This window comes from Streptomyces sp. NPDC002788, assembly GCF_053592115.1.
In genome coordinates this window covers 1-16,426 of the sequence record NZ_JBSFVB010000017.1, presented here as the reverse complement: position 1 = coordinate 16,426, position 16,426 = coordinate 1, and the positions used below count along the sequence as shown (strand labels likewise).

Below are 16,426 nucleotides of genomic sequence, written 5' to 3'. Positions count from 1 at the left end.
GGGTATTGCGCAGTGCACGCCCACCTTGGAGGATCGACCAGTCCTCCGATGGCTGCCCCGCCGCATCCGGGTCGCGCGCATCGGGCGGGCGCCCGCGATCGAGGGAGACGTGACCATGAAGCTGCTGCGAGTCGGTACGGCGGGGGCGGAGCGGCCCGCGCTGCTCGACGCCGACGGGACCCTGCGGGACCTGTCGGGCGTCGTCCCGGACATCGACGGCACGCTGCTCGCCGACGAGGAGGCACTCGGCCGGGTGCGGGCCGCCGCCGACGCCGGCACGCTGCCCGTCCTGGACGCGGTCGGGCTGCGGATCGGACCGCCGCTCGGACGGATCGGCAAGATCGTATGCATCGGGCTCAACTACCACGACCACGCCCGCGAAACGGGGGCCGAGCCGCCCGCCGAGCCGGTCGTCTTCATGAAGGCGCCGGACACGGTGGTCGGGCCCGACGACACCGTGCTCGTACCCCGCGGCTCCCTCAAGACCGACTGGGAGGTCGAACTGGCCGTCGTCATCGGGCGCACGGCCAGGTATCTGGGGTCCGCCGAGGAAGGTCTCGCGCATGTCGCCGGGTACGCGGTGGCGCACGACGTGTCCGAACGGGAGTTCCAGATCGAGCGGGGCGGGACCTGGGACAAGGGGAAGAACTGCGAGACGTTCAATCCGCTCGGGCCGTGGCTGGTGACGGCGGACGAAGTACCGGATCCGCAGGATCTCGCTCTGAAGCTGTGGGTCAACGGGGAGTTGAAGCAGGACGGGACGACGGCCGAGCAGATCTTCCTGGTGGGGGAGGTCGTGCGGTACCTCAGTCAGTTCATGACGCTGTACCCCGGGGATGTGATCAATACGGGGACGCCGGCGGGCGTGGCGCTGGGGGCGCCCGAGCCGAAGCCGTTCCTTCGGGCCGGGGATGTCGTGGAGCTGGAGATCGACGGGCTCGGGCGCCAGCGGCAGGAGTTCAAGAGCGCCTGAGGAGTGGGCAGCCGCCCCGCCTGTCCGTCCACGCGGTGAGGGCCTTCACCTCCATGAGGTGAAGGCCCTCACGCTTGGCGGTGGGAGTCCCTTCGGGGCGATGTCAGGGTTGTGCGGGAAGATGCGTATGTGCAGCTCCCCTACGTCTACCGCGTCACCAAATACGACCCCGCCGACCGTGATGAATACGGGCCTTGCACGGGCACCGAGGACACCGAAAGCGATCACGGCGAGATCGAGGCGGCCTATCTGCAGTCAGTCCTGGCGTTCGCCGTCGAGGCCGGCGTCGATCGCCTGTCCGTACGCGAGCCGCAGGTCCCGTCCCTCGCGCACTTCGGCCTCGAGCGGCCCCTGGACGGCTTCGGGCTCGAGGGGCTCTTCTCGACGGGCCTCACCGGCTTCCATGACGGAGCGGAGGTGCCGCTCGACGTCGGACTGGAGCTGGTGCGGCTCATGCTTCGCGACAGCGGCGCTTGGTGCCGGCTGGAAGCGGAGGGCACATTCGCAGTGCACGTCGGATGGGACCAGTACCTGTACATCAGCAGCAGTCGGCCCTGCGAGGAAGCGTCGGCACGCGCCCGCGGGCTTGGACTGTTCCCAGAACGCCTGGATGCCTCCCCGTACGGCTTCGAGGCCGAGGAGGACGTTGTCCAGCGACCCGGCGACGATGACTTCTGGGCCGACCTGCACCGGGCAGTCGCCGACGGCAGCGCCGGAATCCTGGAAGAGATGTACCTCGAAGGCGCCTCACGATGGCACCACCTGACCCGCGACGCCGTCGACACGATTCGCGCCGGAGTGGCTCCCCGAGCCCGTCTGGCCGTATGGCCGCCCCTGTCCTCCAACATCGACGCCGTCCTGGGAGCCCTCCCCGCAGAAGGACTCGTCGAAGGCGTCTGGCAGGACGACGACGGCCACATCCACAGCGCCATCGCCGACGAGAGCGCGTTCCCGGAGCTGACCGCCCGGATGCGCCGCGCTCCCGCCGCCGCGCTCCTGTCCGTATACGCGGGTGAACGTGTTCCTCTGTTCACCGCTGTCATGCCCGATGGCGACGGATTCCTGCGGGCTCGTTGGCGGACCGAGCCAACGCCGAACGACCGGAACTGGGCCCTCCACCACTCCGGTGGGTGATCGCAGTTTTACGAAGGCTCTGGCGGTGCGGCGGCCGTATCGGTGCGAGCAGCGATCTCCCGGAAGGTGGGAATACCCAGGTCGACAGACTCCTGCTGCCGGGAGATCCGCGCCTCGGGCTGCCTCCCAGCGCGTGGCGGTACGTGCCGGCCTGATCCGGGCAGAACACCTCGACGGCACCGGCTACGACGGCTTCGACTGGATCTACGCAGCGAAGCTGCCGAACCTGAACGCACTCCGAGCAGGTGAACGTTCGCCGAAGGCCGTCCACCGTTCCGAGCCGAGCCACCGGCGCCCGAAGGGGCCCCGTCCAGGGACGCCCAGCAGGCCGAGGCGGTCAGCGACCGCGGCATGCCATGACGATGGGCCGAGCCCTTCGGCTGACTCGTCCCGCCCCATCGAATCAGGCTGCGCTCGCTCTCATGCCAGGAGATCGGCCACGTCGCGCCACGCCTTCCTCGGGAGGGTGTCCCGCGGCGTGCCGTCCAAGACCTGCAGGGCCAGGTGATCCGCGCCCGCCTCGAAGAAGGCGTCGAGCCTGGTGCGGATCGCCGTGTCGTCGCCCCACGCGAACAGGGCGTCCACCAGGCGGTCGCTGCCGCCGTCCTTCAGGTCGTCCTCGGTGAAGCCGTGCCGGAGGAAGTTGTTGGTGTAGTTCGGCAACGGGAGGTAGAACCCCAGGAACTCGCGGGCCAGGGCCCGGGCACGGACCGGGTCCGTCTCCGGGATGACGCCCACCTCCGGGGCCAGCAGCGGGGCGTCGCCCAGGATCTCGCGGGCGTGCGCGGTGTGCTCCGGGGTGACCAGGTACGGGATCGAGCCCGCCGCCCGGTCGCGGGCCAGCCGCAGCGACTTCGGGCCCAGGGCGGCCAGGAGACGGCGGTCCGCCGGCACTCCGGCGGTGTCCAGGCCGTCGAGGTGGTCGACCAGGGCCGAGTAGGGGCGGGCGTACTGCTCCACCCGCTTGGCGTGGCTCACGCCGAGACCCAGCAGGAAACGCCCGGGGTGGGCCGACTCCAGGTCCGCGAAGGCCGCGCCCGCGGCGTCCGGCTCGTGCTGCCAGATGCTCTGGATGCTGGTGCCTACGGTGAGCTTAGAGGTCGCCTCGATGAGCGGGACCGCGTTGGCGGCGGAGGAGTTTCCGCCCAGCCACACGGCGCCGTAGCCGAGTTCCTCCAGTTCGGCGGCTGCCTCGGCGAGTTCGCCGCGCCGTTCCGGGTCCTCCGAGCGCAGGCCCACGCTCCAGACGCCGTATCGGCCGACCGCTTCCTTGACGGGCGTGCTCATCTGTCCGATCCCTCCGGTTGGGCGCCGTGTCGATCACGCGTACAGCAGGTGCCAACCGGGGGGACCCCTCACTCATTCCGGCCGGTTACCGGCCGTTGTCCAGGAACCGCTCCAGCGCCTCCACCACGAACCGGTGGTCGTGGAGCTGCGGCAGACCGGACACCGTCACCGCGCCGATCACGCCCACGCCCTCGACGGTGATCGGGAAGGAGCCGCCGTGGGCCGCGTACGTGTCGGGGTCGAGGCGTGAGGACTCCTCGAACGTCGTGCCCTTGGCGCGGAAGCGGGCGCCGATCAGGTAGGACGCGGAGCCGTAGCGCTCCACCACCCGGCGCTTGCGGGCGATCCAGGCGTCGTTGTCCGGGGTGGAGCCGGGCAGCGCCGCGTGGAAGAGCTGCTGGCCGGCGCGGTGGATGTCGATGGCGACCGGTGCCTGCCGCTCCCGGGCCATCTCGACCAGGAGCGAGCCGAGCGCCCAGGCGTCGTCATGGGAGAACCGGCGGAACACCAGGCGGCGTTCCTCCCTCTCCAACTCCTCCAGGCTCGGGGTGAGCTCCGGGTGGAACTTCGGGGTGAGTTCCGGGCTGTGCGAAGGGTTGCTCTTGTGAGTCACAGGGTCACCGTCACCTTCTCGCGGGCCGAACGACGGGCGGCCTCCAGTACGTCCAGGGCGGCGGCCGCCTCCCGCGCGGTCACCGGGTTGGGAGCGCCCTCCAGCAGGGCCTTCGCCACGGCCGCATAGTAAGCGGGGTAGTCGCCCGGCAGGGTCGGTTCGGGGCGGCCGCCGCCCGTCACCGGGGACTCGCCGGAGCCCACGCGGCCCCACAGCGACTCGGGCTCCACGCCCCAGTCGGCGCCGGGGCGCAGACCGTCCCGGAGGGCGGCCTCCTGGGGGTCCAGGCCGTACTTGACGTAGCCGGCGGTGGAGCCCAGGACGCGGAAGCGCGGGCCCAGTTGGGCGGTCGTCGCGGAGACGTGGAGGTGGGAGCGGACGCCGTTGGTGTGCGTGATCGCGATGAACGTGTCGTCGTCCGTCTCCGCGCCCGGGCGGCGGATGTCCGTCTCCGCGTAGACGGCGGCCGCCGGGCCGAACAGGACCAGGGCCTGGTCGACGACGTGGCTGCCGAGGTCGTAGAGCAGACCTCCGATCTCTGCGGGGTCGCCGGACTCCCGCCAGCCGCCCTTCGGCTTCGGGCGCCAGCGCTCGAACCGGGACTCGAAGCGCCAGACGTCGCCCAACTCGCCCTCGTTCAGCAGCTTGCGCAGGGTGAGGAAGTCGTTGTCCCAGCGGCGGTTCTGGAAGACGGAGAGGAGCAGTTCGCGCTCTTCGGCCAGGGCGGCGAGCTCGCGGGCCTCGGCCGCGGTGCCCGCGACGGGTTTGTCGACCACGACCGGCAGTCCCGCCTCCAGGGCCTTCCTCGCGAGCGGCACGTGCGTCTTGTTCGGCGACGCCACGACGATCAGGTCCAGCTCGGTGGCCCGGCCGAACAGCTCGTCCGGGGTCGCGGCGAGGCGCACGTCCGGGAACTCGGCGCGGGCCTGCTGCCGCCGTTCCGGGTTCGAGGTGACCACCGCGTCGAGGACGAGGCCCTCGGTGGCGGCGATCAGCGGGGCGTGGAAGACGGAGCCGGCGAGGCCGTAGCCGACGAGGCCGACGCGGAGCGAGCCGGGGGCTGTGCCGAGGGGTGTGCCAGTCATGCCACCCACTTTCGCAACGCTGTTGCCAAAGTGCAAGCGCCGGGGACAATGGGTGACGTGGACAGGGCGGACGACCGGACGGGCGGAGTGGGCGGCATGCGGGGCACCGGCAGCGGGGTGAATCTGCTCGCGCTGCGCAGTCACAACGCCGCGCTGGTGCTCGACCTGCTGCGCACGGCCGGGGCCGAGGGCATCAGCCGGCTCGAACTCGCCGAGCGGACCGGGCTCACCCCGCAGGCCGTCAGCAAGATCACGGGCCGGCTGCGGGAGGACGGGCTCGCGGCGGAGGCGGGGCGACGGGCCTCGACCGGGGGCAAGCCGCGCACGGTGCTGCGGCTGGTGCCCGAGGCCGGGCACGCGGTTGGCGTCCATCTGGACCGGGACGAGGTGCGGGCCGTGCTCGTGGACCTCCGGGGCAGCGTGGTACGGGAGCGGCGCGCCGCGCTGGACCTGGGGGCGGGAACCGAGGCCGTACTGGCGGCGGTGACGGGAACGACAGGCGAGTCGATGGCCGGACTCGGCAGTGCCCTGCTCGGGGCGGGCGTGGCGCTGCCCGGGCCGCTCGATCACGCCCGGGGCGTGCTGCACCGTGTGACCGGATTCCCCGAGTGGGGCGGCTTCCCGCTGCGGGAGGCGCTGACCGAGCGGCTCGGAGTGCCGGTGGTGGTCGACAAGGACACCAACGCGGCGGCGCTCGGCCTCGCCGCCCGGGGAGAGGGCGGCTCCTTCGCCTACCTGCACCTCGGGACGGGCCTGGGCGCCGGGCTGGTGATCGCAGGCGGCGTGCACCGGGGCGCCCGGACCGGGGCCGGGGAGTTCGGCCACCAGGTGATCCAGTTGGACGGCCCGCCCTGCACCTGCGGCAACCGCGGCTGCGTCGAGGCACTGTGCCTCGGCGCGGTGGCGCGCGGCGACCTGACGGAAGCGGCCCGGGTGCTGGGCGCCGGGGCGGCGAACCTCGTCGGCCTGCTCGACATCGACGTGGTCCTGCTGGGCGGCCGCACGGTGACGGCGGCGCCCGAGGTGTTCGTGCGGGGCGTCGGTGCGGTGCTGGGGGCCTGGGCCCGGCGGACCGGTCAGGACACGGTGCCCGTGCGGGTCGCCCCGGGGGATGGGCGAGTCGTGGCGGTCGGGGCGGCTCAGCTGGTGCTGGGGCCGGTGTTCGGGCGTGGGGGTGGCTGAGGGGGTGGCCGGGCCGGTGCGCGGCCCGATTCGACGGCGATGCCGTCGACCTGCCGGTCGATCGCGCTCTGGACCAGGCCGGCCCGGTCGCCCGCGTTCGGGTCGGCGGATACCGCCGTGGCCGAGGAGAGGCCGGAGGCGGCCCAGCGGGTGGCGGGCCCTGCGCCGGCCGCTCGTCGCCCACTCCGCCCTCACCGCCGCCGGTGCCCTCCTGACCGGCTGGGCCACTTGGAGTTGGCGTCCGGCGCCTCGGGCGCGGCCTCCCGGGGCACGCACGCGAAGGTCCTGGAGTGTCGGAGGCCACCGCGCCTGTCCGCCGACCGGGCGGATCCGCACCGCCGTTCGAGGTACTTCCCGGCGACGTCGACGTGCCGGCCTCGCCGCCCGGCAATGTCACATCATCATGCGACTCTGCACGCCCGTTCACCTCTGCCTGGCGACGGCAGCCGCCGTCCTGATCCCTGGTGCTCACCCGGCGTACGCGGACGACCCGGCGCCCGCCTGTGCCGCGCCCGACGACCACACCTTCCCGCTCACCACCCGCATCCACGGCGGCCCGGACTCCTACACGGCCGGGGGCGGGTTCGGGACCTGGTACGTCGACCTGACCAACACGACCGACCGGACCTGCGGCGACATCCACCCCGTCGTCGTGATCATGGACGACAAGCGGGTCCTGGAGCCGTCCCAGCCCCGGCTGGAGTTCTTCGACGGACCGCGGGCCCATCCCGTGCGGTTCGAGAAGACCGGGGAGGACGAGCTCGTCGGGGCGTTCACCGACGAGGAGGGCCGCTTCGGCGGGTTCACCGTCGGGCCGGGGAAGACCGTCACCGTGAAGGTACGGCTCGCGGTCACCTCGGACGCCGTGCCGAACGACGTCACCGTCAACGCGGCGGTCGTGCAACGCCACGACGACGACGGCGACTGGGTCGGGCAGTCGAACGACTACCGGTTCGGCATCGACGACGGAGAGACGGGCGGCGACACCCGGACGGACGACCCTCCGCCCGACTCCGAGGCGACCGTCCCGCCCCGGGAGGACCGGTTCCCGTTCGCCGAGGAACTGGCCCGCACCGGGGCCGGCGGCCGGGTCGCGGCGGCAGCGGCGGCCCTGCTGGTCACCGCGGGCGGCACGCTGCTCCTCGTGCGCCGGCGCCGCTGAACCCGTCGTCCCGCCTGTCGGGACGCCGTACGGGAGCCGTTCCGCAAGATCCCGCCACTGTTTAGGCTGGGACGCACGCTGGACCGCGTACGGCAGGAGATCCCGCACATGGCAGAACGCAAGCCCATCGAGTCGTGGCTCACCGACATGGACGGTGTACTCATCCACGAGGGCGTACCGATCCCCGGCGCCGACGCCTTCCTGAAGAAGCTCCGCGAGTCGGGGAGGCCCTTCCTGGTCCTCACCAACAACTCGATGTACACCCCCCGCGACCTGCACGCCCGGCTGCGCGCATGGGCCTGGAGGTGCCGATCGAGAGCATCTGGACCTCGGCCCTGGCCACCGCCCAGTTCCTGGACGACCAGCGGCCGGGCGGCTCGGCGTACGTCATCGGCGAGGCCGGCCTGACCACCGCGCTGCACGACATCGGATACATCCTCACCGACCACGAGCCGGACTACGTCGTCCTCGGAGAGACCCGCACGTACTCCTTCGAGGCCATGACGAAGGCGGTCCGGCTCATCCTCGGCGGCGCCCGTTTCATCTGCACCAACCCCGACGAGACCGGCCCGTCCACCGAGGGCCCGCTGCCCGCGACCGGTGCGGTGGCCGCGCTGATCACCCAGGCGACCGGCAAGAAGCCGTACTTCGCGGGCAAGCCGAATCCGCTGATGATGCGGACCGGCCTGAACGCCATCGGGGCGCACTCCGAGAGCAGCGCCATGATCGGCGACCGCATGGACACCGACGTGCTGGCCGGCATGGAGGCCGGGATGCAGACGTTCCTGGTGCTCACCGGCCTGACCCGGCCCGACCAGGTCGACGGCTTCCCGTACCGGCCGTCGCAGGTCGTGGACTCGATCGCGGACCTGGTCGACCGGATCTGACCCCGGGAGGCACCGCACACCGGGCTCAAACCCCTCGTCACCCGCATGGAGCAGCCACCGCGTCCCTGAGGATGCGGCGGCCCACCGTGCGGGGGAGGCTCCAGTCGTCTGGAGGTTCACGATGGGTTCCCTGAGAGTCACTGTCTGTACGAGCGTTCTCGCCGTGGTCGCCCTCACCCCGGTGGCACACGCGGCGGACGGAGGGGGTGTCACGGTGACTCCGGCGACCCCCGCGCCCGGCAGTGACGTCACGCTCCGCCTGACCGACTGCGCCGAGCGGACGGCCGTCGCCGCCTCGAAGGCGTTCGTCGCCGACGCCCGGCTCACCGTCATCGACGGCCGCGAGCTCGCCGGTGACAGCCGCGTCCGCTCCACGCTCGAACCGGGGACGTACGCCGTGCAGGTCACCTGCGGCAGCGGCGAACGGACCGGCACGTTCACCGTCCGGGGCGGCCCTGGGCGGGATCTTCCGTCCGGGAGCGGTTCGTCCGCGTCCGGAGCCGAGGGGGAGCCGTCCAGGAGCGGCACCGGAGAAACGTCCTCCGTGACCGGCGTCGGTGAGGGTGCCTCCGTGACCGGGGCCGGAGACGAGTCCTCCGTGACCGGGGCCGGAGACGAGTCCTCCGTGACCGGGGCCGGTGGGGAGTTCTCCGTGACCGGCGTCGGCGAGGGGGTCTCCGCGACCGGGGGCGGAGACGAGTCCTCCGTGACCGGGACCGATGGGCAGCCGCCCGCACCCGGCACCGTCGGCCGGCCGCCCGTGCCCGGGAAGGGCGGGCAGCCGTCCGCTCCCGCCACCGAGGAGCCGTCGCCCGGCGCGCCGGCCTCACCCGTCGCCCCCGTCCAGGCGGGCGGCGGCGGTGCGGCCGACCTTGTCGCCGCCGAGGACCGCGGGGCCGGTCCCAACACCGCACACGGGGTGACCGGGCTGGTGCTCGCGGGCGTGGCCGCGGTGGTCGTCGCACTGGGCGGCGTCCGCAGGGGCCGGGGAACGGGCTGACCATGTCCGACCAGGATCAGACGCACGGAGGCTCATCCGGCACCGGCCGCCTGCTGGCCGGTGTGGCCTGGGTGGTGCTGCTGCTCGGGCTGTGGCTCTGGGGGCGCGAGGTGACCGATGTACGGCACGGCATCTCAGCGCCCACCACGGGCGACATGGCGGCGGCCGGACGGCCCCCGGACGTGAAGCTGCCGCCCGCGCACCGCCCGCTGGGGGACGCGCTGCCGCAACGCGTCGACATCCCCGGGCTGGGTGTCCAGGCACCGGTGGTGGCGCGCGGTCTGGACGCGCGCGGGGCGCTCGATCCGCCGCCGTACGACCAGCCGGGTGTGGTCGGCTGGTACGCGGGAGGCGTGGCGCCCGGGGCGCCCGGCACCGCGCTCATGGTGGGCCATGTCGACACCGACACCCGTCCGGCCGTCTTCTACAAGGTCAGCGCCATGCGGCCGGGCCAGACGATCCGGGTGATCCGGGCCGATGCCAAGGTCGCCGAGTTCACCGTCGAGTCCGTCCAGGTCCTCACCCGCGACCGCTTCGACGCCCACCAGGCGTACGGGCCGCGCGAGTCGGGGCGGGCCGAGCTGCGGCTGGTCACCTGCGGCGGCAGCTTCGACCGTACGACCCGCAGCTACACGGCGAACGTGGTCGTCTCGGCGTACCTGACGGGAACCGGCCTCTGACGGCTCCGGCTGGGTTCGGCATCGTGGGTGTCGCGGCGTATGTCAGGATTGACACTTGGAACGGTGCACCCAAGGGGGAGTTGGATGTACGGCAGCAGGGGGGTCGGGGCGTCCGCGGGGAGGCGGATGTCCGCGGTGGTGCTGGGGGCGGCACTGCTGATCACGGGATGTTCCTCCTCCGACGGAGGAGACCGATCGGACGAAGGCGCCGACGTCGGCGCAGGTATCACCCAACAACCCAGGACGACCGCCCCGTTCTGGGTCAACCCGGACGGCACGGCGGCCCGGCAGGTCGCCGCGCTGGAGAAGTCCGGCAAGAAGCAGGACGCCGAGCAGATCCGCAAGATCGCGGAGCAGCCGGTCGCGGAGTGGGTCGGCCCGGACGATCCGCAGGAGCAGACCCGGGGCTTCACCGAGGCCGCCCGCAAGGCCGGCCGTACCGCCCTGCTCGTCCTCTACAACATCCCGCACCGCGACTGCGGCCAGTACTCGCAGGGCGGCGCCGCCGACGGCAACGCCTACCGCGAATGGCTCGACGGCGTGGCGGCGGGCATCGGCGACCGGTCCGCCACGGTCATCCTGGAACCGGACGCGCTGCTCCACCTCGTGGACGGCTGCACCCCGCAGCAGTTCCACGAGGAGCGCTACGACCTCCTCAAGGGCGCCGTCACGAAGCTGAAGTCCCTGAAGAACACGAAGGTGTACCTGGACGCGGGCAACGCCGGCTGGCAGAACCCCGACCAGATCTTCGAGCCGCTGAACCGCGCGGGCATCGCACAGGCCGACGGCTTCTCGGTCAACGTCTCCAACTTCTACTCCACCGAGGAGTCCATCGCCTACGGCAAACAGCTCTCCGCCAAGGTCGGAGGCAAGCACTTCGTCATCGACACCAGCCGCAACGGCAAGGGCCCCTACACCGAGGGCAACCCGGACGAACGCTGGTGCAACCCGCCCGGCCGCGCCCTCGGTGAAACACCGACGACGAAGACGGCGGACCCGCTCGTCGACGCCTACCTGTGGGTCAAGCGTCCCGGCGAGTCGGACGGCGAGTGCAAGGGCGGCCCCAAGGCGGGCCAGTGGTGGGCGGACTACGCCCTGAAGCTGGCGAAGGCCAGCGGCTGACGTACCGGCCCGAGCGAAAGGGGCGCCCTCCCTGCCGGAGAGCGCCCCATCAGCCGGTTACGGCACCTTGACCCACTGCGCCTTGCTCGGCGTCCCCCGGGCGTCCGTCACGAACAGCATGTACCAGCCCGCCTGGACCAGGTTCCGGTTCTCCGGCACGGTCACCGTCAGCTTGTCGCCGGACGCCTTGAAGTCCAGGGCGACCGACCGCTGGTCGACATCCGTGACGTGCGTGGCGGCACTCGGCCGGATCAGCCGGACCTTCTTGATCTTCGCCGCGTCCGACGAGGTGAACGTCCCCGCCTCACCGCGCTCGATGGTCTGCGGCCCGCCGGACAACGAGGGCCGGCCCCCGTCGCCGTAGAGGTAGGGCGGCGTGTAGATCTCGATGCGCTGCTCGAACTTGCCCGGCTTGGTGTTGGCCTTGTCGCCGTACAGCGAGTCGGAGCCGAAGAACATCACGCGGCCGTCGGGCAGCAGGACCGACCCGGAGTGGTAGTTGCGGCCTACCAGCGGGTCGGCGACCCGCCTGAGCTCGTTCTTCTCCGTGTCGTAGAGCCGCGCCTCGAAGATGTTGGAGTCGCCGCGGCCGCGGTAGTCCTCCGAACCGCCGGAGATCAGCACGCTGTCGTCGGGCAGGATCGAGGCGTTCGGGTAGCGCGTGCCCTTGTCCAGGGACGGGCCGTCCTCGAAGCTCGGGTTCGCGTCCTTCAGGTCGACGAGCCGGGTCTTCTCGCTGGACTCCGGGGACTCGCCGACGCCACCGCCGCCGATCACCATGTACTTCTCGTCCTGCGCCGGCGGCAGCAGCACCGTGCCGGACGTCTCCATCAGCTCGGGGTCGCTCAGTCCGGGGATCTTCGAGAACGTGTTGGTGTCCACGTCCCACACGCCCGGCTCACGGCCCACGTCGTCAGGCCCGTAGCCCGCGTTGGACCCCGAGTAGAAGATCTTGCCGTTCTGCATGAGGAACAGCGCCGGGTAGGTCGGGAACTGGCGGACCTTGTCGGTGTAGGTCCACTTCTTGGTCTTCGGGTCGAAGACCTCGTTCTTGCCCGGGACCAGCTGGCCGATGTCGTCGAGGCCGGAGACGCTGAGGATCCTGCCGTCGCTCAGGGTGGTGAGCGTCGGGTACCAGCGGGCCTCCTTCATCGGGTCGACCTTGATGTACTTCTCGGCTACGGGATCGAACTCGAAGGCGTCCCGGATGCCCTGGAAGTCCTTCTTGTCGAGGGCGAGCTTCTGCGCGATGCCGTACGTGTTACGCGCGTCATCGCCCTTCAGCCCGTGCACACGGTAGTTGTCCTGCGTGCCCGTCTCGTACTTCTGGCCCCGCTTCTGCGCCTCGACGTAGATCCGGCCGAGGCCGGGGTCGTTGCGCAGGAACGCGCCGGTCGCCTTGTCGAAGACCTTCTTCGCGCGCGGCACCAGGACCGGGTCCTTCGAGACGAAGGTCTTGCCGTTCTCCTTGCCGGTGAACTTGGTGCCGGCCTTCAGCGTGATCGGCTTGTCCGGATTCTCGTTGTGGACGATCATCAGGCCGCCGGCCTTGGTGACGTCGCCCTCGAGCTTCTCGTACCGCTTGGTGCCGCCCGCGATCAGCAGGTTGCCGTTGGCGAGCTGCGTGTGGCCGGTGCAGAACAGGTCGCTGGGCGTGGGGACCTTTTTGATGGTGCCCTTGACCGGGTCCCAGATCCGGGTGTCGAACTTCTTCGCGTCGAAGTTGGCCTGGTTGTTGCCCGACCCCGCGACGAGCAGCACCTTGCCCGTGCGCAGCAGCGCCGCGTGGATGGTGTTCTGCCGGTACTCCTCGGGGAAATCGATGATCTCCCACTTGCCGTTGGCGGCCTTGTACTCCGGCTTGTCGATTTTGTACTGGTGGTATTTCTCGGTGCTGAAGCGGTAGAGCCACGGCCCGTTCATCCCGGCCAGCGCGAGTACCACCGCCGTGCCGATCGCGAGTCGACGGGCCCGGCGGCGGCCTGCACGGTCGTTCATTCCTTACGTCCCCCAAGTCCACCAAGGGCGATCTGCATGGTCTGGTCGGATCCCCCGACCTCCCCGTTTCCGCCCGGGGCGGCGGCCCAACTGGGCTTGTGCTGCGGGGCGTGCGGCGCCTGCTGCTGCGGGATGGGCAGCGGCTGCGTCCCGTGCGGTCCCGCAGGGTCCTGCGGCTGTTCCGCGGCGTGGCCGGCGGGCTTCTTCGCGTCCTGCCGCAGCTGCCAGCGCCAGGCGAACACCGGCGAGGCGGTGATCAGCAACGCGAACGTCGCCCAGATGATCATGGCCGGGTGGGAGTGGCCGAACACGAAGCCGGCGGCGATCGACGCGCCGAAGATGGCGACGAAGTACCAGTGGTAGCGGAACGTGCCGAACCAGCGGTCCGGGCTCGCCGAGTCGCCCTTGGGAGTGACCACGAACTTGCTCTTGCGTCGCAGCACGGAGTCGATCAGCGCCTTGGCGTACAGCGGCGCAGACAGCGCGGACATCACCATGCCGGCCACACCGCCGGAGCCCTCCGGCTCGTGCGGCGAGACGTTGTGCCGGCGGTTCCAGACGTACAGGCCGATCTGCAGGGCGGAGGCGTTGCCGTAGAGCATCAGCCAGACCGCCGGGTCGATGTTCACACCCGAGGCGCCCAGACCCAGGAACAGACAGCAGCTCAGCGCCGCCAGGATCCAGTTCAGGGCCGACATCGGGTAGAAGATGATCATCATCGTGTAGTTGAAGAGCTTGCTCGGCGGCAGCGAGTACCAGCCCTTCCAGTACTGCCCGATGATCGTCTCGTACGTCCCTCGCGACCAGCGCATCTGCTGGGTGAAGAAGTCCGTCCAGGCGCTCGGGCCCTCACCGACCGCGAGCACGTCCGGCGTGTACACCGAGCGCCACTTCCGGCCCGTCGCCGGGTTCTTGTGACGGTGCATCTCGAAGCCGGTCGCCATGTCCTCGGTGATCGAGTCGTACAGGCCGCCGATCTGCTTGAGCGCCTTGATGCGCACGGCGTTGGAGGTGCCGACGAACATCGGGGAGCCGTAGCGGTTGCCCGCGCGCTGGATCAGCGCGTGGAAGAGGAACTGCTGCGACTCGGCGGCCTTGGTGATGGGGTTGTCGTAGTTGCCGTAGACCTGCGGGCCGATGACGAAGCCGACGTCCGGGTCGCGGAAGAAGCCGAGCATCCGCTCCAGGTAGTTGGGCAGCGGCACGTGGTCGGTGTCGACCGAGGCGAAGAAGTCGTAGTCGTCGCCGTGCGCCTCGAGCCAGGCGTTGTAGTTGCCGTGCTTGGTCTTGGCGCGGTGGGGGCCCTTGGCCTGGTTCCACTTGGCGACGCCCTTGCGGGAGAAGTGGTGCACGCCCAGGCGCTCGCAGACCGCCTTCACCTCGGGGTCGTCGCCCTCGTCGAGCAGCCACACGTGCATCAGGCCCCGGTGGCGGATCCTGACGGCCGCCTCCAGGGTCTTCGTCACCATCTCCAGCGGCTCCTTGCCGGGCACGAAGGAGGTCAGGAAGGCCACTCTGGTGCCGGTCTCGGGCACCACCGGGATCGGGTCGCGGGCCACCAGCGTGGCGTGCGCGTTCGACAGCACGTTCATGCAGCGGAAGAACTCGATCAGGCCGATCGAGACGAGCATCACCATGTCGAGCGCGGGCAGCCAGTCGAAGGCCGGGTAGTCGCGCTCGGTCCAGTGCTCGGGCTGGAGCAGCCAGAACAGCAGCACCAGCGAGAGCACCGGCGCCGCGGCCAGCATCAGGGCGACCCTGATGCGGTGCGGCTCCTGCGAGATGAGCGAGCGGTACTGCACCTTGTACGGCTTGCTGGGATCCGGCTGGGTGAGGGGACCGGCGAGCCGGCTGTAGTGCTCGTAGTCGTATCGCGGCAGCGTCTTCTTGATCCGCCGGAACGTCCCCGTGGTGCTCATCCGATGTGCCGGCACCCTGAGCTGGGTGGTCTGGGACGGGTCGTGGTCCTGCCGGGCACCCGTGGGCCTCGACGTCATGAGTCATCCCCCCACACGCGGACAACCGCGTGTTTCGTAGCTTCCTACCGTCTGCTGCGGGTCCCCCTCGACCTTCACAGACGTATCAGTGGTGGGTCGCAGTCACCACGTCACCCACACCCTATAGACACGATAAAGCGACCTTCCGGTTGCATGATGCCCCCCACGGCATCGCCTCATGAACGGGGCCCCTGCCCCCGCCCAGCCCGCAACCGGCTCGGACTCCCCCCAACTGCCGCGAAACCGCGGCACCTTGAAATACCGGAAAGCCAGAGTTCTACGGTGTTCATCATGATCGCAAGATGCGAAACGCGGTGTTTACCGGTCATACCCGTTCATTGGGGCGCTTGCGGTGACCTTGTGGGGCAGTCGTGGACAGGCGGGCGCGGATGTTGCCGAAGTGCTCCCTTATGGCCTCCTCCGCTCGCATCGAGTCGCCGGACCGCACCGCGTCCAGAATCTCCCGGTGCTGCCGGCAGGTCACCTTCGGGTCCTGCGGCTCGCCCCCGAGGTCCGTGCGGACCCGGTGGAAGGCGTCCCAGAACGCCTCCAGGACCTCGCTCAGCAGTGCGTTGTCCAGCCCCCGGTAGAGGGTGGCGTGGAAGGCCCGGTCGGTCTCGGCGAGGCCGGCTCCGTGCGCGGCCTGCTCTTCCATACGGTCGACGAGCGCGTCCAGTTCAAGGAGGTCTTCCCGCGGGATCCGGCCCGCGAGCCGGGAGACGAGCCCGGTTTCCACGGCCTCTCTCAGTTCGAGCAGCTGGAGCAGGGAGTCCTCGCCCCGGTAGTGCCCGGCGACCGTGCGGAAGGCCAGGCCCTCGATCATCGGTGCGAGCGACATCGGGCCGACGTACGTCCCGAACCCGTGCCGGATCTCCACGATGCCCATCGCCTGCAGCGCCTTCAGCGCCTCCCGCACCGAGTTCCGGCTGGCACCGAGGTACTCCATCAGCTCGGGCTCGGTCGGCAGCGGGGCCCCGGAGGCCAGCCGGCGGTCGATGATGAGCTTCTTGATCCGCTCCTGGAGGTCGCGCGCTGCCATGGCGAGAGGGTATCCGGCCAACCGTGCGGTGGGCCGGGTTCCGGCCACAGAGGAGGAGCGCCCTCGGGCCCTGGGGCATATGAGAAGGCCCCTCGCTTCCGCGAGCGGCTTCCGGTCGGTGCGATTGCGCCGCGCCGGGCTTCCGACCCGGGGCGCCGTGCCAAGAGGGGGTGGGGGTACGGAGCCCCCACGGGCCGCGCGGCGAAGGCGCGCAGAAACGACGGTGGCGGCTTGTGTTCGCAGATCGGAAGAGCGTCGGGGAGGGAA

13 protein-coding genes and 1 pseudogene are annotated in these 16,426 nt (G+C 70.8%); 8 read left to right on the top strand and 6 right to left on the bottom strand.

What is annotated here, in order from left to right; all coding sequences use genetic code 11:
* The first annotated feature begins 115 nt into the window (after positions 1-115).
* Together ACWD1U_RS28120 and ACWD1U_RS28115 are read left to right on the top strand one after the other, a co-directional pair.
* Positions 116-973 (top strand): fumarylacetoacetate hydrolase family protein, encoded by an 858-nt coding sequence (locus tag ACWD1U_RS28120; protein WP_451111653.1) that lies wholly within the window; start codon positions 116-118, stop codon positions 971-973.
* Between the two features lie 129 nt (positions 974-1,102).
* Positions 1,103-2,107, top strand: coding sequence for an RNA-binding protein (locus ACWD1U_RS28115; RefSeq protein ID WP_451111651.1), 1,005 nt, complete (start codon positions 1,103-1,105; stop codon positions 2,105-2,107).
* 420 nt (positions 2,108-2,527) lie between these two features.
* Here the strand turns inward: ACWD1U_RS28115 and ACWD1U_RS28110 are convergent, their stop codons facing one another.
* The 3 genes from ACWD1U_RS28110 to ACWD1U_RS28100 all read right to left on the bottom strand — a co-directional run bounded on the left by ACWD1U_RS28110 (position 2,528) and on the right by ACWD1U_RS28100 (position 5,092).
* Positions 2,528-3,394, bottom strand: a complete 867-nt coding sequence (locus ACWD1U_RS28110; protein ID WP_451111649.1) for an LLM class F420-dependent oxidoreductase — start codon at positions 3,392-3,394, stop codon at positions 2,528-2,530.
* An 85-nt stretch (positions 3,395-3,479) separates the two neighbouring features.
* On the bottom strand, positions 3,480-4,007 hold the full coding sequence (locus tag ACWD1U_RS28105) for a heme-degrading domain-containing protein (protein ID WP_451111647.1): 528 nt from the start codon (positions 4,005-4,007) through the stop codon (positions 3,480-3,482).
* On the bottom strand, positions 4,004-5,092 hold the full coding sequence (locus ACWD1U_RS28100) for a Gfo/Idh/MocA family oxidoreductase (protein WP_451111646.1): 1,089 nt from the start codon (positions 5,090-5,092) through the stop codon (positions 4,004-4,006). Before ACWD1U_RS28100 ends, ACWD1U_RS28105 begins: the two co-directional genes overlap by 4 nt.
* A gap of 96 nt (positions 5,093-5,188) precedes the next feature.
* Here ACWD1U_RS28100 and ACWD1U_RS28095 point away from each other — a divergent pair, with 96 nt between their 5' ends.
* From ACWD1U_RS28095 to ACWD1U_RS28070, 6 genes and pseudogenes are all read left to right on the top strand, one after another.
* Positions 5,189-6,274 (top strand): ROK family transcriptional regulator, encoded by a 1,086-nt coding sequence (locus ACWD1U_RS28095; RefSeq protein WP_451111879.1) that lies wholly within the window; start codon positions 5,189-5,191, stop codon positions 6,272-6,274.
* A 403-nt stretch (positions 6,275-6,677) separates the two neighbouring features.
* Positions 6,678-7,436, top strand: a complete 759-nt coding sequence (locus ACWD1U_RS28090) for a hypothetical protein (protein WP_451111645.1) — start codon at positions 6,678-6,680, stop codon at positions 7,434-7,436.
* 108 nt (positions 7,437-7,544) lie between these two features.
* A pseudogene (locus ACWD1U_RS28085) lies at positions 7,545-8,323 on the top strand (HAD-IIA family hydrolase).
* 121 nt (positions 8,324-8,444) lie between these two features.
* Positions 8,445-9,323 (top strand): hypothetical protein, encoded by an 879-nt coding sequence (locus ACWD1U_RS28080; protein WP_451111643.1) that lies wholly within the window; start codon positions 8,445-8,447, stop codon positions 9,321-9,323.
* A gap of 2 nt (positions 9,324-9,325) precedes the next feature.
* Positions 9,326-10,003: a class F sortase gene (locus tag ACWD1U_RS28075; RefSeq protein WP_451111642.1), complete on the top strand. Its 678-nt coding sequence runs from the start codon at positions 9,326-9,328 to the stop codon at positions 10,001-10,003.
* 84 nt (positions 10,004-10,087) lie between these two features.
* Entirely contained in the window at positions 10,088-11,125 is a 1,038-nt protein-coding gene (locus ACWD1U_RS28070; protein ID WP_451111640.1) for a glycoside hydrolase family 6 protein, read from the top strand.
* Positions 11,126-11,182: 57 nt separating this feature from the next.
* Here ACWD1U_RS28070 and ACWD1U_RS28065 read toward each other — a convergent pair whose 3' ends face one another.
* From ACWD1U_RS28065 to ACWD1U_RS28055, 3 genes are all read right to left on the bottom strand, one after another.
* Positions 11,183-13,123 (bottom strand): galactose oxidase-like domain-containing protein, encoded by a 1,941-nt coding sequence (locus tag ACWD1U_RS28065; protein WP_451111639.1) that lies wholly within the window; start codon positions 13,121-13,123, stop codon positions 11,183-11,185.
* Positions 13,120-15,120 (bottom strand): glycosyltransferase family 2 protein, encoded by a 2,001-nt coding sequence (locus ACWD1U_RS28060; RefSeq protein WP_451111637.1) that lies wholly within the window; start codon positions 15,118-15,120, stop codon positions 13,120-13,122. The genes ACWD1U_RS28065 and ACWD1U_RS28060 overlap by 4 nt, the downstream gene beginning before the upstream one ends.
* A gap of 325 nt (positions 15,121-15,445) precedes the next feature.
* Positions 15,446-16,159, bottom strand: coding sequence for a FadR/GntR family transcriptional regulator (locus ACWD1U_RS28055; RefSeq protein ID WP_451111635.1), 714 nt, complete (start codon positions 16,157-16,159; stop codon positions 15,446-15,448).
* Positions 16,160-16,426: the final 267 nt, after the last annotated feature.